A 20,940-nucleotide genomic window follows, 5' to 3' on the forward strand; every position below is an offset into this window, starting at 1 on the left:
CTCCTCGATGGTTATTTAGGAATTTACCTGCTGATTGGATTGCTCATTTCACATTTTCAGATCAAACTGGCAGTGTGGCGCCACTTGCACCGTGCCTCGAATCCTCAGCCTCGCGCGCGCAATACAAGTGTTAACGGACTCTGGCAACCAGACCTGCTTTCGTGACTTTTCATGACGCTATGGTTTTACCTGGGCGTCGGCGGAATCATCCGTCCCCCGGTCGCCTCGGCCGTGGCGGTCGTGGCTGCCATGGCGCCCATGCCCGCAACCCTGCGCAACTGATCCGCCAGCTCATGCCGGTTGGGTACATCCGACAGCTCCAGCATGGCCGGATACATGACCCCCTGGTATGCCGGAGGCGCCGCCTGCACCATCTGCGCCAGTGCCTGCAGTTGCTGCGCGCGGAAGCTCGGCGTGGCCGGCACATCCTCCAGCACGACCTTGACCTGGGCAGTCTCGATGTCGTTCTCAATGGCAGGGCCGGCAGGAGTCATGACCGGGCGGTTGAAAACCACCATCCTGCGGCCGCTTCCATGCCTGACCGCCACGGCGGATTCCCTGCCCAGCATATCCTGCCTGATGAACGCCAGGAGCTGCTGCCCCACTATGCGCCGTGCATACCGGAAGTTGTCGTTCGGCTCAGCCAGCACCGTGGAACCCTGCTCCACCAGGCTGTTGATGGCCACGCCGCTGGTTGCGGAAGTGTCCGCTCCCAGCATCGAGCGGTAGATTCCGCCAACTTCCTCGATTCTTCGCTTGCGCTCCTGCACCAGCTGAAATACCTGCACGGCAAGCTGATGTTCCCGCGTCACCTTGAATCCACCAGCATTCCTGCGCTGCGAGTTGAGGACCGTCATCGAGCGCAGGCTGCTGATATTGCGCGCGACTTCCTGATAGGTGTTCTGGTTGAGATCGAGCGCGTCGTTATCTATTTCCACCTTGACGGAGTTCAGCACTTCGTAAAGCAGAATATCCAGATCGATGATCTGGTCCTGCGGCCCGCGCATATCCCTTACCAGCCCGTAGGGTGCGCGCGAGCGGTCCTTGCGGAAGCACCAGAATGGAACATACGGGAAATCCGCATGCGGCAATGGACTGGGTGCGTCCATCAATTTATGCGGCCCCAGCCAGATGGCGACTCGTACCCGGGTGAGCAGGCATTTCTGCACCCGCACCAGCCCTCTGGCTACCGCAGCCTGGTGAACCGGATTGTCTTCGCGGTATTCAATGATTCTTCCATCGGGCAGCCCCAGAACATGGCCGTCCTCGAAATGCCGATACCATAATTCGGATAAGCGCACCATCCCCGAGCTTCGGTTCAGGTATTCATCGTGGTTGCGGCCCCACGTCTGCTCGATCTCGAAGGCGCTTGCCATGCCGGTATCGGTTCCCTCATACACATCCGTCCGGCTCCATCCGCTCCAACTGTTGGCGATGAGCTGTTCCTTCTCGGGAAACATCGCAACGGCCTGCAACCGGTCCACCCATTTGTCGCGGCGCAGATAGCGGGCATCCGACAGGTCCGGCTCCCTGGATGTCCAGTCCCAGTAGATGTCGTTGCGATGTACTTCCCGCACACGATAGGGATACCGGAGCGGGTCGAACTCGCGCGATACCTCGACCCATCCGATACCCGCGCGGATCATGCTCGAATAGGCATCGGACATGGCGCGATCCGCCCGGGATTCCGTTTCCACCTCCTTGATCCGGGCTGACAGGCCCTCCGCTATTTCGGCCTGGGGCTCGTCGTCTGAGGTGATCTTATAATCCGTGCGGCTGCGCGCTTCCATTCCCAGCACTGCATTGATCGTGGGCTTGATGAGATTCGAATCCTGCGGCGGAATGCCAGCCTCCCTCAGCCGCCTGAGTACTTCCTTGTTTATCTGCGAGCCATCGTAATAGTCGCAATCGGTATCTGCTTCGAGGCGCCACCTGGGCTGGTCACGTATATCCCTGCAGATTTTGTCGTAGGCTTCGACCGGTATATCCGCCGTTATCGGAAATTCCATCATCCCCGCCATCCTTTCATGCTGATGCCGCGCGCGCTGACCATGGGCTTGTCCTCTTCGACCGAGATGGCGAAATACCTGAATGCATCCGCCGCGTGACTGTGGAAATCGTGCAAAGGCCTGCCACTGAGTTGCCCGGTCTCCGCGTCGACGTCAAACCGGTAACGGCGCAGGCTCTGCAATCCTTCCGCACACTTTGTCGCGTCGAAATAGCAGCGATCGAACACTGTTCTGGCTGCATTGATTCCATCCGTAATGGACAGATTCGGCACTATCCTGACCCTGCGTCCGGCCGCGAGCATGATTTCCTCCAGGCTTCGTCCGGTCGCCAAGGTTTTGGCTTTTGCATCGTGCGGCAGCCAGTCCATGCCATAGACATATCCCCTGTCCTGCAGCACGCCGAGATAATGCTGAATCGGCATTTGGGCATTGCTGTAATAATCTATCAGCCTGAGCTCGGCGCCCACGGTCTGCGCGAACCAGATGGCGGTGTTGTCGGCCCACCCCAGATCGAAGAATGTATGAACGGGCCTTTCGGCATCATGGAGAACGCCTCCGATGCGTCCTTCTTCCTGGGCTCGTCTCAATTCCCTGGCGTACACCGCGCCTTCCAGGGCCGTCCTGCAATGGCCCTCCCAGATATTCTGGTATTCATCCGGATCCCTTGCTTTCAGTTCTTCTTTTTCTCGCCAGAGTGTTTCCGGGAACCAGGGGTTGTCGCTCCAGTTGATCTTGACCACCATCGCGTCCCGCGGGGGATGGATCACAAATCGCTGGTGCGTGTCGTCGGTTTCCAGTTCGGGGTTATAAGTTACCCAGATTTCCGAACCTTCCCTGCGGATGGTCGGAATCAGCGTATCCCAGCTGGTCTTGCTTACTGCCTGCGCTTCTTCGACCCAGACCCTGTCAATGCCCTCGAACGATTTGATCCGGGAAATATTGTTCCTCAATCCGGCAAACAGGAATTCCGATCCATTGGCCCCGCGGATCGCGCTATTCTGTACCTCATAAAATGCCTCCAGGCCCATCGCGGTGATTTGCGCCTGCAGCAGGTGGTGCACGGAATCGGCGATCGAGTTCTGAAATTCGCGGGCGCACAGCACGCGCAATGGCGATGCTGCCGCCTGGATCAGCAACGCCCTGGCGGCGCCCCAGCTCTTGGCGCCGCCTCTCCCGCCATACAGGACCTTGTATCTTGCCGGGGCGAACAGGAAGCGCAGCTTTTCCGGGAATTCGGCCCGATGCGCAGCCATCATGAAACCTCGCCACGCATGTCATGCCGCATGGGTGCTGCCGCCGCTACGGTGATCACGACAGGCCGGCGGCTCCATCCCCGCGCCCGGCCGGCACGAAGGCGATTTCGATGCTGGGAGCCATGCGCGTTTTCCTGTCGTTGCCAGTTTGCGCTTCCATTGCCTTGTCGCCGTATTTTTTGGGCGCCAGCCTGGATGTATACCACTTGCGCGCATCGATGCGCAGCTGGGTGCGCGCTATGGCCTCCCTATTGGTTATCTCCCGCCCTTTTTCATCGAGATGGAGATCCTGTGATCGGTCATCCGAAATTTCGATGATTTCCTCGGCATACGCATCCACGCATAACTCCTTCGCGCGCAGATATTGCTCCATGAATTCCGCGCTGCCTGCCAGCCAGCTCCAGAGCAAACGCTGGCTGATTCCGGTTTCGATACACATTGCGCGTGTCGATTTTCCGAGGGAAATGCCGGCGCAGATCCTATCCAGCATCGTGCGGATCTCCTGTGCCGGCGCGTTCATTTTTTCAGTGGTTGCGGCCACGGCAGATATACACGCTTTTTCCCTGGTTCCGTTTTCAGGTCTGTTTTCCAATGGATATGCTTTCATGGTTCCTTGCAATCCTGCGTGTTCTCAGTGAGTTGGCGAAAACGGTGGGATGTTGCAACCCGCCAGGGCGGCACGCAGCTTCGTCTCGCACGCCCAGCGTTCCTCTATTTCCGCTCGCAGCGCCCGATTGATCGTCAGGGCATCGTCGCCCGGCGATACGCGGTCCACCGCATAGGCCGATTTGCACTCTGGCGGCATCCCGATACGGCATGGCACGGCTATGGGTTTCTCCACCACGCGGGTCTGGATGATCGGCTTGCTGGCGCATCCCCCCATGAGGACCAGAAGCATGGCAAGGCAGCCTCGCCTACTCATTTTGGCGACGGTCACGCACATACTCCATTTGTTCAGCAGCCATTTTCTCGCACAGATGCCCGGGCTTCGCGGGCGGCAGGGATTGTATTTTCCGGGCGGCTTTCGTGTGCCGCACGGCCGCTTTCGATGCGGTCTGCATTGCCTTGGCAGCGTTTTTTTCCCTGGCGATTGTCGTAGCCCTGAGCGTATCCATGGCAAGACGCACCTTTTCGATATCCGTTGCGCAGCGATCGTTGGCCGCTGACAGCAATGCGTTGTCCGAGCTCAGGCGCGCCACCCGGGAAGCCATGCGCCAGTCTCCCAGTGCAAACCCGCCACCGAAGGAAAAGGCGGCAACAATGCCTATCAATACTGCTGTTATTGCAGGACTCCAAATCATTATCTCGATCCGGAAAAATGATCACATGAAGTGATCGGACATAAAAAAACCCGCCATAGGGCGGGTTGGGGATTTCATTTTGTGTTGCTTGTGGCAGCGTCGGAGTTCATGCAACTCAAGCCGCAAATTGCTGACTTTCAGTTTGAAGGTTTTCGGCGAGCCTATGTGGGGCTGAAAAACAAAAAACCCGCTCCAGGCGGGTTATTCATCCAGAATCCAGGTATTCCCAGTTGATCAATTAAATTAGCGCGGCTGCGCCAACTTCACGAAATGGATCAAGAAACGGATTCAGTACAAGCACACTTATTCACTATATGGTTTCGCATTATAAAGTGTAACTAGCATTTGTCAAGCAGTTTTTAAAGTTTTTCTTGTTTCCTCCACTCAAGTCATTTCTGAATGGAAAATTTTCATCCCGGTGCTAAAAATAGGAGTAGCGTTATAATTATTCGAATGCTTCGTTGGCATTGATTTTCCATCATTTATTGCCGTAATCGATAGCATGATCAAATTTCCGGCATCACTGATTATCGTCAGCGCAGCGCTCGGCATCTCGGATCCCTCATCTGCGCAGGAAACATTCGGAGGCCACATGGGCCATGATGTGGACCATGGCCTGGGCCATATTCCTTCGGCCCTGCATGCGAATATGGGCCTGGACAGTCCCTTTATTCGCTCTTTCCCCTCTTTTTCCCTCGATTCCAGTTCCGGCTTCGGTTCCCACTTGCTTTCCAGCAGCAGTGGTCTGGAAACATCCTCCTCGGTTCCGCGAATGCTGCTGCCGCTGCCCATCAACGGCCCATTATGGGGATCGCAAACCCGGTATGGATTTCAGTATCCGGGGAGCTACCTGCCGGCCGGCACGCCCTTGCACCGGTATAACGGCTATATCGTGTGCGACCCTCCGGCAGCGGCAGCGGGGAAGCGAATGGTCAAGATCACGACGACGAGATCACTTGCAGCGCCCGGTGATACCCAGCCCTGCCCCGTCTATACCATCGATGGTGAAGTTCCGAAGACGAAAAACTACACGACCACGAATGTGCCGTCCGCCACTCGAAATCCACCACCCTGACAAGAGCAAACCGCGATGAAGTTCCGGAACACAACGCTAATCCCCACCCGCTTCAGCGCCCTGCTTGCCGCCGCCTGCATGGTAGCCACATTGTTTTTGCAGGGCTGCGCCAGCTTCCAGATCACTATCCCGGATTCCGATCCCATGCGGCAGCCGGGCTATACGGACGGATACCAGAAGAAAATCATGCACGCTTACTTCTGGGGCCTGCTGCTCGATCCGCAGGTTCTCGCCGCCGAATGCTACGGCCAGGGCATAAATGACGTCATCATATACCGTACTTTCGCGCATGATCTCGCGGGTGTGTTCACCCTGGGTTTATGGATGCCCACCGAAGTCTACTTCCGGTGCAAGGCGCCACCAACCAGGCCAGGCGGGATGCTGCCCTCGCCGTCGAAACGGCCGCGATCACGGAGTCGCGCAAAAAGAGGAAAGCGCGCAGATGGCTTGAGGACAGATCATGACGAACGGAAGTAGACGCAGTGTTTTCACGCCAAAGCCAATGGAGCAGGGACGGCACCTGGCTTATAAGCAGGCCATGGAAGGCGAGTATGTGTTTGGCGTCGATCGCGGCAATAATCCCCCGCTGGAGACCTACAATCAGGCGACGGCGGAATTGCAGGGCATCATCCAGGCCTGCGTCCGGGAAGGGAAGTTGCTGCGAGCACACGGCAGCCTGTGGTCGCTGAGTACGGTTGCCGTCACCGCGGGCAGGCTCATCGATAACACCGCGCTGCGGCTGTCATTCGAAGTGCCGGCTGATCTTGCCGAACCAGCCTATGCAGGAGAAACGGCCAAATTACGTTTCATCGAATGCGGAAATTCGGTCGCCGCCCTGAACGACCATCTTTTCAGTAGCGGCCTATCCATTAAGGGATGCGGTTCCAATAACGGCCAGACCATCGCGGGCGCGATATCCACCGGTACGCATGGCGGCGCATATAAGTTCGGCGCCATGCAGGAAATGGTAGTGGGCTTGCATCTCGTTACCGCACCAGGCAGGCACGTCTACCTCGAGCGCAAATCCGCTCCCGTCATGGAGGCAGCCTTTGCCGAAAGCATAGGGGCGGATTTCATAAGAGACGACACGCTGTTCAACGCCGCCCTCGTGAGCCTCGGCGCCTTCGGCATCGTGCATGGCGTCCTGATCGAAACGCGCGAACTGTTCCTCCTCAATGCCGCTCGTTTCCGGCGCCCCTACGACGACACCCTCAAGCACGCAATCGCAATTTGTGACCCTACCCTCATTCCCCTGCCTGCCGAGGCTTCTGGCTTTCCCAGGAATAAGCCCTACCATTTCGAGATTTTCTTCAACCCCAACGAAGGCACGCCCCCCGCCGAAGCCATCGTTCATATCATGTATGAATCCTCCTACGACCCGGATCATTACTCGCCACCGGTTTGGAATGCGGGCGGGGCCGGACTGGGTGCATCAGGGCTCGATGTCATGGGCACGTTGGTGGGGAAGATTCCCAGCCCGCTGAACAAGCTGGCGGTGCCATTCCTGAATAGCCAGGTTAACCAGGAGTTCGCGCCCTACTTCAAGCAGGCAATCATTCGTGATCTTTTCCGGGGAGAGAAAACGCTGGGCAAGACGCTTGCCTGTGGCATTGGCATGCCTGTCGCAAAGGCGGTCGAAGCCATGGAAATTGCCTTCGGGGCGTACCGGGATGCGAATATCGTGCTCCCGCTGGTTTTGTCTCATCGCTTTGTCAAAGGCACCCAGGCTCTGCTCGGGTTTACCCGTTTTCCGGTTACGGCAGTCATGGAAATGGACGCGGTGAACACGCCGGAGACGCGCGCCTATTTCAACGAAGTCTGGAAGCGGCTCGATGCGGCGGGCATACCGTTCACGCTACACTGGGGAAAATACAATGCTTTCCTCACTCCCGAGCGCGTGCGCAACCGTTATGGCGACGCCGCAGTGGACCAATGGCTCGCCAGCCGCAAAACACTGCTGGACGATGCAGCGGTGCAGCAGGTTTTCACCAATGATTTCATGAAGGCAGCGGGATTGGCAGGCTAAGCATTGCCCAGCCATCAGAGAAAAAATACCCGAACCTGGGGAAAAGCAGATGTCTCGCCTATCATCGATCCCTTCCTTGCAAAAAAAAGTGCCACAACCGGCATCATCCCGCTGCCTCGCTCCGATTCAGGTACGGTCTGCTGGTTCCCTCATCTTTCATTTGCAGCGTACCTTGGGCAATCGGCGGGTTGCACAGTTGATCCAGGCGAAGCGCCTCACTCCCGAAGGCAGGATCATGGATCGCGGGATCGAGATAAACCGCATCCAGCCCAAGCTTACCGTGGGGGCTGCCGACGACCAGTACGAACAGGAAGCCGACCGCGTTGCCCGCCAGGTGATGAGCATGCCCGATGCTTCCCCATCCTTCGTGGCCGGTTCCGTCCAGCGTGCAGGCATCCCGGGGAATCAAACGCCGGAAGAAGCGAAAAAAGACAAGAACAGGGACAAGCTGCTGCAGCCCAGCCGGCTCGGTTCGCTTGGCACGGCTGTTATCCCCCTGGCGCAGCAACTCCGACGCCAGCCGGAAGAAGAATCGGAAAAGGAAGCGGCATTGCAGCGAAGCCACCTTGCAAATGTGGAAGCTCCCCTGCAGCGCCATGCGGAAAAGAAGGAAAAAAAACTCCCGCCCCAGGAAACCCGCGTAATCAGCCGGTTTTATGACACCTCAACGGGAGCCATGATTCAGCGGGACAAAATTCCTCATGGCGCGCTCACCTGGGAGGATTTCAAGGGCAAGGCGCCCAAATCGTCAAAATATGACGCTGTCACCTATTCATTTTTTGAGGATCCGGATCTGGGAGCGTTGATACCCGGCAAGGCCCCCGTGGATACTGGCGAACCCTGCAGGGCGAAAGGCAAGGACCAGACCCGGTTCACCGTGGACATCACCATCGATCCGGCGCAACTCGAAATCAAGTCCCTCATGGATCAGGAGAAATCCTGGCGCAGGCCATGGACGACCGACGAACCCGCGCGACGGGTGAAATGTGAAAAGGAGTGGTCGCCTAAATGTGAAAAAGGCTTTGACAAGCAATTTTCCAAAATCAAAAAGACTGTTTCCAAGGAAAAAACCCGCTGCCAGAAAGAGCTGGATGAGAAAAAAATGAAGAAGAATGCCAAAAAACAATGCAAGCCGCTCGAGGACGAGTGCAAATCGGCTTTGAAAGGTGGTGATGCCAGTTTTTCCATCCAGTTTGATGGTATCGAAATTACGGCGGCCACGGCAAAAGAATGCACCTCCATCGTGCTGGCGCATTGCGTGACCGAGACCCTGAAAGAAAGAACATTCTCTGTCTCCGTAGACGGCGAAACGGCAACCGCCACCAGCAAAGCCGGATGCAAGACCGAATTTGCCCCTGAGTTTGAAAAATTATTAAAAGATCAGGCCATCTGGGAAATAACGGTCACGGATGAGACGACCACGATAAAATCGCGCGAGGACTGCCGAAAGCAACTCGTGGACGATTGTGCGACGGATTTTCTGGAAACCGGCAGTAATGCGCTTCTCGGGCATGAGCAGGCTCATTTCGACCTGACCGACGCCATGGCAAAAAAAACGGAGAACGACCTCAAGGAATTGATCGGCACCTTCCCGGTGGAAGCAGAAGGGTGTGGTGAGAAGGCAGCCACAGCAAACGCGAAAAAGCTGCTTGCCGGCGAATTGAAGAAGCTGAAGAAAAGTTATGGAGCCAACAAGGAATTGCTGAACAAGAAGCAGGCGCAATACGACAAGGAAACCAAGCACGGCACCATGGAAAAAAAGCAGGCAGCCTGGGAGAAAAAAATCAACGAGGGCTTCTGATGCCGCGACGATTAACGGTAAACCTGCCTGAAAGGGATACTTTCTGCCACGAGTACAGACTGGTATAGACTGCAGGATGGGTGGAGTAAAACGCAATCCATCAAAAATATCATCCAGTGCCAGGAAAATGATGAGTTACGCTTTACTCCATCCACCTACGCAAGCCAGGGAAGCGCTGGACAATTCTCCGCTGGCGCGACATGGCGGCCAACGCCCCGAGTTACTGCGAGGTTTGCACCACCCGTACCACGCGCGGATCGTCAGCGAACTCCAGCAGCAGGCGGCGCACCCGGTCCTGCCATGCATCGGCAAAATCCGCGCGTATCTGATCATCCGCCCTGTCCTGCAATATGGCCGCCATGCGAGCGCCCTGGGCGGGATCGCCCGCTATGAGGGAAACATCCAGGCTTACCGAGACTGATGCATCATTATCGCGACGCGTGAAGTGAATGGCTTCGCCTTCGCGTTGCGACGCAAAGCTGAGCAGCCCTCTACGCTTGAAGCGCCCCTGAATGCCGTAAAAACCGTTATCGCCCGCTGCGCCAGTAAGCAGCGTCAGCACTTGCGCCACTACCCCGGTAGTTCCTTCGCTTTCGGGGGCGGGCATACGGACGGAAATGGCTCCCCGCTCCGCCGGTTGATCCGGATACAGCGCGGCCAGCGCCGCGCGCCCCATCAGGAAAGCACCAGCGACAGTCGGGCAGGAGTGTCCGGCCAGACGCACCGCATCCACATAGTGATAATCGAGCACACCGTCAGCAGCCGCGCCCAGCATGGCGGCGAAGGGATCAATGGTTCGCACCACCGGCGCCTGGTCATAAAAGTCAGGAAAATTCACGCAAATCTCCTTGTTGGGTTGGGAACCGATCGACGCCTGTCGGACAATCACCGCCAGCAAAGGTTCAGCTTGCCGCCATTTTCTCTCCCAAGTGCTCCCGCAAGGAATGGAGGCAATACCGCTCCGCCATGGCGACAAGCCTATCTTTCCCGTTCATCGCCGCCGCCAGCATCGGCGAACGTCTGCAACTGTGGAAAAAGAACGCGTTCCTCGTAACGCACGTGGGTCCTGATAAGGTTTGCGAAGCGCCGCAGGCGATCGGCTGGCTCAAGGCCGCAGGGACCCGCGGCAAGCATGCGCAGTTGCGCATGCTCCGCCATGATCCGCTGCGCCGATTGGGTATCCAGGGCGCCCCCCGCAAGCCGTATCAACTGCTCCTCCTGTTCGAAATGGGAGGACATGACCGCGTGCCAGTGCGCTTCGATCTCAAGCGTTGCGTTGCGCATGGCATCGGCCTCGCCCGTGTCCGCGACCCTTAGCGCGGTCCGCGCCAGCACCAGGGCAGTATGATGTTCGCGTGACAACGAAAGCAAGGCGCCAACCCGAGGCATGCAAGCCACCTATGGAAAAATCTTACGTGTGCCCATTTTACATGTTCCCAGGTTCAGGCCGGCACCAGGCGCCGTTTGCTCGAAACCACACGGAAACCACGCACCAGGTGACAAGCGAGGCGAACTGGCAGTTCCTGCATTCCGTCATTCCCAATTTTCGGCTCCTGGATTCCCGCTTTCGCGGGAATGGCAAAAGGGGTCTGGGATGCTCTTTTTCGCATGGTTTTCGACCAGCTCTCTGAGCTGCTTGAAATTGATGGGTTTGGTCAGGTGAACGTCAAACCCCGCCTCCTCCGCGAGCTTCTTGTCTTTTTCCTGGCCCCAGCCGGTTGCTGCAATCAGGTAAATGCCGGCGCCCCATGGGGTCGTCCGAATGGCGCGCGCTACTTCATAGCCGCTGAGATGGGGCATGCCGATATCCAGCAACATGATGTCGGGCAGGAATTGCTCCGCTTCCTGTCGTGCCGCGAGACCGTCATGGACGACATGGACAATATGGCCATCGCGTTCGAGCAACATTGAGATCGCGATGGCGGCCGGCTTGTTGTCATCCGCAACCAGAATACGGCAGGATTTCGTACCCGTTTTCGTTCCTGACCCCTGTGAGGCGGAAGCCTGCGTCGCCGTGAATTCCACCGGGTCCCCCAAGGGCAGGCTCACGGTAAAGACGCTTCCTCGCCCTCGTCCATCGCTGGCTGCCTTTACCCACCCGCCATGCAGCTCCGTGATGGCGCGTACCAGGCCAAGCCCTATCCCCAGGCCGCTTGCAGTTCTGCCATACCTGCTTTCCACTTGCGAAAACATGCCGAATATCTGCTCGATAAATAGCGGTTCAATACCCATGCCGTTATCCGTAACCGTCACTTCCACGTTTTCAGGGGTCATTTTGACATCCAGCGCAATCCTGCCTCCTGGATGGGTATACTTGGCCGCATTGGACAGCAGATTGGAAAAGATCTGCGCGAGCCTTACCGGATCCCCGTAAATGGTCACCACAGGCGGGGGTTTCGCGACCGATAAAGCATGGCCTGCTGAATCCATCAAAGGCTGGGTGGTTTCGACAGCGGATTCAATGACGGACACGAGCGTGACATTCTGCTTGTGCAGTGTCAGTCTGCCGAGCGACAGGCGTGAAGCATCCAGCAGATCATCGAGCAGAATTTTCATGGTCCTGCACTGGCGCTGAACGACTTTTGCGGCCCACTGACGCTTATCACTGCCAATTTCAGGCAATTCCAGCAGCACCGCGGAATTCTCTATGGCGGATAGAGGATTGCGCAGCTCATGGGACAGCATGGCGATGAATTCGTCCTTGCGCTTGTCGGCCTCCTGCATTCCTTCCGCCATGCGCAGGCGTTCGATAAAATCCGATGCCTGTCGCGCATACAGGTCGAGAACTCGGCACTGGTGCTCATCGGGTTGCCAGGGCCCGCGGAAATGCGTCGAGAGCACGCCTAGCGGTCTGCCATCCCGCCTCAACAGAGGCGTGGACTGGACCGCCCGATATCCCGCCCTGTTGGCGGCTTTCAGGTACGCCGCATAGCTAGCCTCAGCTTCGACATCTTCAACGATCACCCGTTGCGCGCTGCGAAGCGCTCGCCCGCAGGTGGTATCGCTCTCCATCTCCACGGTACGGAAACGATCGAGAAAATCCGCATCGAACCCTTGCTGAGCGGCAATTTTCAGCACCTTGTCGACAGGATCATAGAGCTGGATGTTCCCCATGTCCGCTCCCAGCAGGGCAACGGACGCGCGAAGTATCTCCTCCAGCGCAGCCTGCAGGTCGGTGGCATGAAACAGCCGGGTGCCAAGCTCATGCAGCCGGTTAAGGGACGAAACCTCCGCTTCAAGCTGATTCCGGGCTGTGAGAAGCGCACCTTCGATGTGCTCGCGCTCCCTGATATGCTGGCGCAGCATGTTGTTCACATGCGACAGCGCCTTGGTGCGCTCATCCATCCTTTTCTCAAGAAGATCGCGCAGATTCACGCTCTTGTCGAGGGTGCGCTTCGCATGATAGGCAGCCGAGGCAAAACTGGACAGGCTGGTCATCTGGCGTAAATCCTCGCTGTCGAATTTGCGTTCATTCGAATGTGCGATGACCCAGACGAATCCCACCGGTTTTCTGCCGTCGTGAAACGGGATTAGCAGCACTTCGGCTATGGCCGGCTCGATCTCGGCAGAAAGCGGGAACAGACTGGCCGGGTCTTCGAACAATACCGGTTCGTCCCGTGTCACGACCGCCCCGAATGGGCTGGATGCGCCGTTCGTCAGAACGTCCAGATTGCTGGCATATATCCCGGCGCAGGCATGCCAGCGAAACGATTTTCCATCAGACTCGATTATGCTGACCCCAGCGGAATCCGCCCGGCATAGCTCGAGAGTGATTTCCGCCAATTTTTGCAAAAGATTGCGGGGATGATTACCGAGTTCGTCGGCGAGCGCAACCAGCGCGCGGTTCTCGCCCTCGTAATCCCTGGCGCGCGACAGCCGAGACGCCAGCACTTTCGTCCCATGATGCTTCTCGAACGGCGGATACCGCGCATCAACACTATTGTGCTCGCTCACAATGCTCTCCGATGGTTACAGGAACTTCTGAACCGCCGCATCGGGGTTTCCCTGCCGCTTGCATTCCTTATATCACCCGGCGCGGACGAAACTCTGTGCGAAAACACGCATACAAAATCCTTTTGCCGGGTTATAAAGGTCGGATAAAAACGCTTGCTTTCCTGTTTTTATTAATAGATAATACGAATCATTATTATTATAGTTATTATAATTAATATTAATTAAATTTCAGCCACCCTCAAACGGAATGGTTCGCTTCCTTAACAGCGCCAGAAGCATTTCCGTTTGCCAGAACTCCATCCGTCGTCACTGCTTTCTCCTTTGACAGTGGCGTTTTAGCCAGCCAAGCCCCCCGGGCCAGCCAGCCACTTTTTTTTGCGGCGCAGGTACGGAAGCCGGTGTTCCTTATGTTTCCTCAGTGTTTCCCCAATTTTTTCAGCGGCAGCACAGGTGTCCAGCCACAAACGCAGTGCCCGGCTTGCGCCCCCGCATCTTTCACTTTTATAAATGAACTCGAATCGTAGGCCGTACCTGTAATTTCTTACAGCTAGCCAAGCCGGATTTTCTCCTATTCAATAGCTCCTTGCGAATCCCCCTGAACAGGTTCCTCGGCACAAGGAGAATTTATGCAGAAATTCCCGGAACGGTTGAACACCCCACGTCAGTGACGCGTATCGATAGGACTTCCCCATGTCGAACAAACTTCAGCGATCTTTCGCCGATGCGCAGCGATTTTTACTGGATGTCCTGGCTTCCCCATCCCTTGCCCATGGCTATTATGAAATAGGGCAAAAAGTACGGGGACAGCTGCGCCCGGCCAGCTTGATGGAATGGCTGTCCGTGCACGGATACCGCACCACCCCCACTCATATACTGCATGGGCTGGAGCATCTGCGGGATTCCCATCTGTCGTATTGGGCCGGCATATATGGGGAAACAGTTCTGGAAAAGCCGGGTGAAGCAGCGCCAGGAGGGCCGCCGCTGGCGATAATCGATGACGAAACGATTTTGCTCGACAACGTTCCCATTTCGGATTTCCAGTTTTCAAACAGGAATCTCACCTGGGGCAAGGGCAACAGCCAGTCCGCGGGGAATTTGCGGTTTGACGAGATGCGAACCGCCGACGGGCCCGCTCAACTGTCCGGTTCAGGTTCCCGTAAGGTGTTCAATGGTTCCCTGATACAAAATCAATGCGAACCGAGTGCACCCCCGCTGCCGTATACCGGCCGGATCGGGCCGGTTACCACGTGGCCGCTCGATAACTGGTCAGGCGCTTATACCACCTGGACAGCTTCGGTGGCCAGCAAAACCAGGGGGCCGGACTTGATCGTGCAGGATCGCAGTCTTGTCCTTCTTGATGGAACCCCCATCAGGAATTTCAACTACAGTTCGGTTGGGCACATGCTGAGCTGGGGACTGGACTATAACGCGACAGCGGGCTGCCTGGCGTTTGGAAACGGGCCTGCCTGTACAAATATGAATCAGCCTGGCGGATTTTCCGGAACCATACAGGTGGCGGACGATAGTCCTGTCCTGTCATACCAGGGGGAGCTGTCGGCTCCCACTTCGCTTTGCGGCTGGGTAGGCGTCTACGGCCAGACCATGATCGAGGAGATCGGCGGGCATCATGCGAATGGGCCGGAGCTGGTCATTCTTTCCGATGGACAGGTAGCCCTGGACGGCTGCAGCGTGCGAAATCCCCGCTATGATGCCGATACCCAGGTGCTGGCCTGGTCTGCTTCTGGAAATGGCACGAGCGGACGCATCGCATTCCGGCAAGGACCCGCATCGACCTTGCACAAGCAGGTGCGAAAATGCTTTCAAGGCACGTTACAGCTGACCGCAACCGGTCCGGAATTTCCGTTTTCGGGAATTCCAGGTCAACCCTATTCGGGTGGAGGCGGTTTTCAGGAAGAGGCGCTGCTGAAAGCCTGCATGGATAAAGGCGTTGCGATAGGCATGATTTCCAGAATCACCCTCCCCTATCGCCAGAACAAGCCAGCCAATTGGGGAGGGACGAAAGGCCAGTGGTCCGGGGAGAGAATCCCGGCAAAGCGGAACATGGGGAAGGATATCGAAACGTACTGAAACTGAGCCGGGGCGCTGCAATCACCAGCACCTCTCGCGGTCCAAATATAAAGACACCCTTGATATTAGACATGGGAGAAACCTCATGAATGAAAGATTCCTGTTTTGGAGCGTATATCTTCTCATCGTGCTCGCGGGTCTGGGCTTGCTGGGAGTTCAACTGGCATAATCCAGATCCGGTATTTGATCGCTCATTTTCAGTTTAAGACTCTGACCCACAAAGACTTTCCGCTGTAGCGGCGTTCGCCTGCATGGAGCCCCGTGCAAGGCGGAGAATTGCCTACCTCAGACCTCGCGTCCGAGGAATCCTATTCCAGCTTCCTTAAAACCGACCTCTTGTGCATGGCGACATGGTCCGTCTTGTCGCTCCGGATTTCGTATTGCGGCTCGTCCTGGCTGGCATGGTGAATGTATCCTTTGTAGTTCACATCCTGGACATGAACCTTGATGATTTTTCCGCTGACATATCCGGCTTCGGAATTCCAGCTTACGTGATCACCGACTTTAAAGTGCTTGTCCACCCTTCATTTCCCTGTTCTGGTCAGCGGGCAATCGGCTGGTTGCGGGGTTCGAAATTTTTTCAGCACTCATTGTGGCATCACCGATACCGACGCCTCGCTGGTGAGCATCAGGAATGTCAATGTCTCGCGCAAATAGAGACGCACAATCCTGTCGGTGTGGCTTTCATATCCGATCGACAGATCCTGGCCGAGATGCAACTCGTAGTCTCCACCCCGGGTGGATAACACGCTGCCACCGCTGAGCGCGGGCGCCCAGATGACCTCGCCGTCAACGATACGCCTGATGTGCTCGATAATGGGGTACCCCTCCTCGCATCCCTCGCTGAGCGCCGTATAGGCATCGGCGCCAAGCAGGACGGAATAGGGACCATTCACGCCAGCGAGGCGCAATTGTTCGAGCGCTTTGCTGATCGCGGCCGGATAGCCGCCGGCGCTATCCGGCAATGCAAGCTTCGCGTTCGACGAGGCCTCCCGGATGCCGACGATCCCGGCAGCCTTGTAGCCATCGAAAATCGCCCGATCTTCCGCATAAGCGATCTGCTTCGCCGCGTCCTTCGCTGGTTGCCAGTCGGAATTATTCGCGCCGCGCTCGACATCGTCGATCGCATCCCGCTGTAGCTCGAAAGGCACGGTCAGCTCAACCAGAGCTTTGACTTCGCGCAGCTTCGCATCGACATCCGGCTGAGGCGCAGCGATGGCATATTTGTGGCCGCTTCCCACTCCCGCCAGTTCGACACCGCCGGGCATCTTGACGTCGACCACGCGCCGGCCTGCAATGGAGCGCTTGAAGGTGCGCGCCACCTCCTCTTCGATTTGCGACCAGGCGGCACTGGAGATGGGGGCAAGCTCGCGATGCAGATTATTCATATTGAGAATTTCCTTTGAGAGAGCCGATGTGGAGTGAGCCATCATGGTGCGCCTGGACAGATGGCACCGAATCAGCCCGGCTGGCGCCGGACGACTCCGGATTGCGCTCCGCGAGCGCTTCGAGCAGATCGGCGGATGGGACGAAGAAGAGACCGCCCGTGACCGCACGGCTGTGGTCGAGCAACCGGTCGTAATTACCCGGCGGCCGTCCGACGAACATGTTTTCGAGCATCTGCTCGATAGGCGCGGGAGAGCGGGCATAACCAATGAAGTAAGTCCCGAATTCACCCGCGCCAGGACGGCCAAATGGCATGTTGTCACGCAGAATCTTGACTTCTTTTCCGTTCTCGGCGATCGTCGTTAATGAACTATGCGACGATGACGGCTTGATTCCTTCGTCGAGTTCGATGTCGGAGAGCTTCGTGCGCCCCATCACGCATTCCTGGGCTTCGACGGACAGCGAGTTCCAGCCCGCCATGTCATGCAGGTATTTCTGCACCAGTACGTAGCTGCCGCCCGCGAAAGCCGCATCCTCATCGCCGATGATGGTGAAGTCCACAGCCTCCTGGCCAGTGGGATTTTCGGTACCGTCGACGAACCCCACCATGCTGCGCAAATCGAAGTAGCGGAAACCATGCACTTCGTCGGCCACGGAGACCGCATCGCCCAGTTGTCCCAGCGCCTGCATGGCAAGCTCAAAGCACAGGTCCATGCGGTCGGCGCGGATGTGCAGAAGGAGATCGCCCGGCGTCGCCATGGCATGGCGATCATCCGCCCTGAATTCGCGGAAAGGATGCAGGGACACGGGACGTGGCTCACCAAACAGCTTATCCCATCCCCCGGAACTGAAGCCGCAAACGCATGAGAGATTGCCGGAAGGCACACGCCTGCCAACGGCTCGGACAAGAGCGGCGATATTTCCGCAAAAGGCGCGAACTCTATCCGCATGATTGCCGCCCGCAGCGAGCGTTGCGACAATGAAGATCGCGCTCGGCGTGACTGGACTGATAATGGCTTGCGGTTGGGGAATGTTCTTCGGCATGGGTCTGGCGATATTGAGGTCGCGCGAGTTTTGGCCATTGTAGAACAGAACTCCCGATGTGAACATACGCTGCGGCAGGATTAGCCTCCGACTGGTTTGATTTTCCACTCCAAGATTTAAGGAAACGCTGAACACCACCGGCTTTAGCCGGTCAGCTTTAGCTTGGGTAGGATGGGTGGAGCAAAGCGTAACCCATCATTTTCCTGGAGCTCGATAGATGTTTTTTGATGGATTGCGTTTCACTCTATCCATCCTGCAGTCTGCAGTCTGCAGTTGCCACGCCCGTCAGGATGGAGCCAGGCTGGTATTCTGCATGCCCGCGATCAGGTCCTTCAGTACCCCGAAATCCACCGGTTTGGTGAGATGATGATCGAACCCGGCCTTGCTCGAGTCGCGTCGGTCTTTTTCCTGTCCCCAGCCTGTTAGCGCTATCAGCTTGATGCCGTTGAACTGGGGCTGGCTGCGAATCCGCCGCGCCACCTCATGGCCATCCATGCCCGGCATCCCGATATCCATGAGGATGACGTTCGGCTGGTAATTGGGTATCGCTGCAAGCGCCGCCGGCCCGCCATTCACCGCCTGGGCATTCACTCCGATGGATTCGAGCAGCATGGCCAGCACTTCCGCCGCATCCCGATTGTCGTCCACCACCAATACGCGCAAGCCAAGCGGCGGCGGAGAATTTTTTCCCGGTCCGGGACTTTCCACTGCTTCGGCTGTCTCGCAGAGCGGCAGGCGCACGATGAATTCGCTCCCCGCGTCCCTGCCCTCGCTTCGGGCCTCGATCATGCCGCTGTGCATCTGGATCAGGCGATGCACCAGGCTCAGCCCAATGCCCAGGCCCTCCTGGTGTCCCATGCCATTGCGGCGTTCCTGGGCGAACATGTCGAATATGCGGGGCAGCATCCCCGGCAGAATCCCCATACCGTTGTCGCGCACCGATATGACAGCTTCATCGCCTTCCTGGCGCGCTGTAAGCCAGATATGGCCCCCTTTTTTAGTGTACCTGGCGGCATTATTGAGCAGATTGCTGAATATCTGCGCAAGACGCACGGGATCGGCATAGACCACCAGTGGCCGATCGGGGATGAAGACGGTCAGTTCATGCTCTTTTTCCTTCACCAGCGGCATACTCGCCTCGAGCGCATCGCGCAATGCCGTGGCGAGGCGCATGGGGCCCTGGCGCAATTCGATCTTTCCGCTGGTAATGCGCGACACCTCCAGCAGATCGTCCACCAGGCGCTCGATATAGCGCACCTGCCGGATTATCACCGGAAGCAGCCGCGGCAGCAATGCGGCGCCCCCTGGCCTGGCAATGAGCGACAACCCATTGCTGATGGGGCCGAGCGGATTTCGCAGCTCGTGCGCCAGCGTCGCCAGGAATTCATCCTTGCGGCGATCGGCTTCCAGTAAAGCGGATTCCGCGGTAACGGCATCCGTGATATTGATCGACACCCCCGCATGCCCGGCATACTCGTCGTTCGCGGCGAACCAGGGCAGCGCGTAGGATATGAGCCAGCACCACTCGCCATTTGCAACGCGGATGCGCACCCGCTGCTGAAAACGGCTGTGCTTGCGCAATGCTTCCTCGAATGCCGCAAGATACCTCTTCGCATCATCCGGATGAATGATGGAACGCCATCCGACAGGCATCAGTTCTTCAAGCGTCATGCCGATCAATTCCCTGAATCGCTGGTTGAGATAGACGGCGTTTCCTCCTGCGTCGACGCGCCACGCAAGGGCGGGCGAAGCCTCGGCCATGGCGCGAAAGCGCGCTTCGCTTTCGCGCAGGGCCTGCTCCGCGCGTTTGCGCCCGGTTATGTCGATCACATACTGCACGCCTTCGCGCTCGTTCAGTCTTTTCGACAGAATCAGCGCCCACCAGCGGGAACCGTCCTTGCGCGCAAACTCCTTCTCCTGGGGAAGCGCGCATTGGCCAGGCTGGATTTCGAAAATGGTTTGCGGCAAGGCGGATATCCACTCCTTCCAGTCCTCCAGCCAGTTCCCTGGCGCCGCTTCACTCCCACCATGCGGCTTCTCCCTTCCCTTTTCGCGTACGAAACCGCTCATTTCGCGAAAGGCTTCATTGGACGAGGTAATCCTTCCCTCCGCGTCAAAGAAAACAATGCCTATCGTTTCAATTTCGAGCGCTCGGCGAAAAAGTTCCTCGCGCTCCCGCAGCGCCTGCTCGAGACTCTCTCCTTCTGCCGCCAGGACGGGCGCCCGCGTCGGTCCAGTCATTTCAGTCATCGTTACCAGCACGCCTCCCGCAGAGCCCTTTTCCCCGGTGCCCATCCGCTCGCTGCCCGTTTCCTCGCGATCCGCATTACCTGTTCCTGCTTCGCCTGGCACGGCGCTGCACGTCAGCCTGAAAAACGCCTCCTCCAGCTTTCCGCTGCGCTCGATGATCAGCCGCTTGTCGTCGAATATGAACGATTCGCCACGCTGCATCACCCCTTCGCAAGCCGGCTGCAGGAAATCCCAAATCCCGGACCAGTTCTGGCTTGCCGGCCTCCCCAGGCTCCCGGGTTGTTTCATGGATATCAGGTCACGGCAGGCGTCGTTATGGATTTGTATCAGGTTGGGTCCCCACAGCAGCATGGACGGCGTGGGGAGCGACAGCATGATGCGGACGCCGGTTTGCAGGGTAAGCGGCCATGCCGAGATGGGACCCAGATCCGAGTCATTCCAGTCATGGTCGCGAATGAGCGCGCCCATGCCGCTCTGGTTCAACCAGAGAGGTTTGCTTGTCTCCCCTTGAGTCAGCGATATGCGGTTCGCCATAGGAATGATTACCTCAGGACGCGCGGTGATTGGATTGTCATCATGCCATTCGATGTGGCATGGCCCGTTATATTCAACATAGCATAATGCGCCAGCAATGCTGGATTCCGGGGGATCATCTGCCTACCCGGGCGTTTTTGCCGTGATCCGGTCATTTTTTTGAATGTCAGCCGTAGCGGACGCTATCTGTGCGCTACCGAACCGTCCATCTTTACGCGG

18 protein-coding genes are annotated in these 20,940 nt (G+C 57.4%); 6 read left to right on the plus strand and 12 right to left on the minus strand.

The annotated features are described in order from the left end of the window. Positions 1–185: 185 nt before the first annotated feature. From ACZ5CE_RS07710 to ACZ5CE_RS07730, 5 genes are all read right to left on the minus strand, one after another. Entirely contained in the window at positions 186–2,012 is a 1,827-nt protein-coding gene (locus tag ACZ5CE_RS07710) for a portal protein (RefSeq protein ID WP_464574303.1), read from the minus strand. Next, positions 2,009–3,265 (minus strand): PBSX family phage terminase large subunit, encoded by a 1,257-nt coding sequence (locus ACZ5CE_RS07715; protein ID WP_464574304.1) that lies wholly within the window; start codon positions 3,263–3,265, stop codon positions 2,009–2,011. The genes ACZ5CE_RS07710 and ACZ5CE_RS07715 overlap by 4 nt, the downstream gene beginning before the upstream one ends. A gap of 52 nt (positions 3,266–3,317) precedes the next feature. Beyond that, positions 3,318–3,752 carry a terminase small subunit-like protein gene (locus tag ACZ5CE_RS07720; RefSeq protein WP_464574305.1) on the minus strand — a complete coding sequence of 145 codons (435 nt, stop codon included), beginning with the start codon at positions 3,750–3,752 and terminating at the stop codon, positions 3,318–3,320. 141 nt (positions 3,753–3,893) lie between these two features. Continuing rightward, entirely contained in the window at positions 3,894–4,199 is a 306-nt protein-coding gene (locus tag ACZ5CE_RS07725) for a hypothetical protein (RefSeq protein WP_464574306.1), read from the minus strand. Further along, the gene (locus ACZ5CE_RS07730) at positions 4,177–4,563 is read right to left on the minus strand and encodes a hypothetical protein (protein WP_464574307.1); all 387 of its coding nucleotides are present in this window, start codon (positions 4,561–4,563) and stop codon (positions 4,177–4,179) included. The genes ACZ5CE_RS07725 and ACZ5CE_RS07730 overlap by 23 nt, the downstream gene beginning before the upstream one ends. 108 nt (positions 4,564–4,671) lie before the next feature. On the opposite strand from ACZ5CE_RS07730, the gene ACZ5CE_RS07735 reads away from it, so the two are divergent. The 5 genes from ACZ5CE_RS07735 (at position 4,672) to ACZ5CE_RS07755 (ending at position 9,465) form a co-directional block, all read left to right on the plus strand. Continuing rightward, complete coding sequence (locus ACZ5CE_RS07735) at positions 4,672–4,797, plus strand: hypothetical protein (RefSeq protein ID WP_464574308.1); 126 nt, start codon at positions 4,672–4,674, stop codon at positions 4,795–4,797. Positions 4,798–5,065: 268 nt separating this feature from the next. Further along, positions 5,066–5,638: a hypothetical protein gene (locus tag ACZ5CE_RS07740; RefSeq protein ID WP_464574309.1), complete on the plus strand. Its 573-nt coding sequence runs from the start codon at positions 5,066–5,068 to the stop codon at positions 5,636–5,638. Positions 5,639–5,653: 15 nt separating this feature from the next. Next, a complete protein-coding gene (locus ACZ5CE_RS07745; protein WP_464574310.1) occupies positions 5,654–6,115 on the plus strand; it encodes a Bor/Iss family lipoprotein in 462 nt (153 codons plus the stop codon). Beyond that, positions 6,099–7,664 (plus strand): FAD-binding protein, encoded by a 1,566-nt coding sequence (locus ACZ5CE_RS07750; protein ID WP_464574311.1) that lies wholly within the window; start codon positions 6,099–6,101, stop codon positions 7,662–7,664. The genes ACZ5CE_RS07745 and ACZ5CE_RS07750 overlap by 17 nt, the downstream gene beginning before the upstream one ends. A 172-nt stretch (positions 7,665–7,836) precedes the next feature. After that, positions 7,837–9,465: a hypothetical protein gene (locus ACZ5CE_RS07755; RefSeq protein WP_464574312.1), complete on the plus strand. Its 1,629-nt coding sequence runs from the start codon at positions 7,837–7,839 to the stop codon at positions 9,463–9,465. A gap of 220 nt (positions 9,466–9,685) precedes the next feature. On the opposite strand, the gene ACZ5CE_RS07760 is transcribed toward ACZ5CE_RS07755, so the two are convergent. The 3 genes from ACZ5CE_RS07760 to ACZ5CE_RS07770 form a co-directional block, all read right to left on the minus strand. Continuing rightward, on the minus strand, positions 9,686–10,303 hold the full coding sequence (locus tag ACZ5CE_RS07760; RefSeq protein ID WP_464574313.1) for a hypothetical protein: 618 nt from the start codon (positions 10,301–10,303) through the stop codon (positions 9,686–9,688). Between the two features lie 140 nt (positions 10,304–10,443). Then, positions 10,444–10,854, minus strand: coding sequence for a hemerythrin domain-containing protein (locus ACZ5CE_RS07765; protein ID WP_464574314.1), 411 nt, complete (start codon positions 10,852–10,854; stop codon positions 10,444–10,446). Positions 10,855–10,998: 144 nt separating this feature from the next. Beyond that, positions 10,999–13,419: a hybrid sensor histidine kinase/response regulator gene (locus ACZ5CE_RS07770; protein WP_464574315.1), complete on the minus strand. Its 2,421-nt coding sequence runs from the start codon at positions 13,417–13,419 to the stop codon at positions 10,999–11,001. A gap of 690 nt (positions 13,420–14,109) precedes the next feature. Between ACZ5CE_RS07770 and ACZ5CE_RS07775 the strand changes: the two genes are divergently transcribed. After that, positions 14,110–15,507, plus strand: a complete 1,398-nt coding sequence (locus ACZ5CE_RS07775; protein WP_464574316.1) for a hypothetical protein — start codon at positions 14,110–14,112, stop codon at positions 15,505–15,507. 308 nt (positions 15,508–15,815) lie between these two features. On the opposite strand, the gene ACZ5CE_RS07780 is transcribed toward ACZ5CE_RS07775, so the two are convergent. The 4 genes from ACZ5CE_RS07780 to ACZ5CE_RS07795 all read right to left on the minus strand — a co-directional run bounded on the left by ACZ5CE_RS07780 (position 15,816) and on the right by ACZ5CE_RS07795 (position 20,721). Further along, on the minus strand, positions 15,816–16,028 hold the full coding sequence (locus ACZ5CE_RS07780) for a hypervirulence associated TUDOR domain-containing protein (RefSeq protein ID WP_464574317.1): 213 nt from the start codon (positions 16,026–16,028) through the stop codon (positions 15,816–15,818). 66 nt (positions 16,029–16,094) lie between these two features. After that, positions 16,095–16,895 (minus strand): family 1 encapsulin nanocompartment shell protein, encoded by an 801-nt coding sequence (locus tag ACZ5CE_RS07785; protein WP_464574318.1) that lies wholly within the window; start codon positions 16,893–16,895, stop codon positions 16,095–16,097. Beyond that, complete coding sequence (locus ACZ5CE_RS07790) at positions 16,888–18,003, minus strand: Dyp-type peroxidase (protein ID WP_464574319.1); 1,116 nt, start codon at positions 18,001–18,003, stop codon at positions 16,888–16,890. The genes ACZ5CE_RS07785 and ACZ5CE_RS07790 overlap by 8 nt, the downstream gene beginning before the upstream one ends. 219 nt (positions 18,004–18,222) lie before the next feature. Further along, the gene (locus ACZ5CE_RS07795; protein WP_464574320.1) at positions 18,223–20,721 is read right to left on the minus strand and encodes a PAS domain-containing hybrid sensor histidine kinase/response regulator; all 2,499 of its coding nucleotides are present in this window, start codon (positions 20,719–20,721) and stop codon (positions 18,223–18,225) included. Between the last annotated feature and the right edge of the window lie 219 nt (positions 20,722–20,940).

The organism is Nitrosospira sp. TNL200 (genome assembly GCF_055386305.1).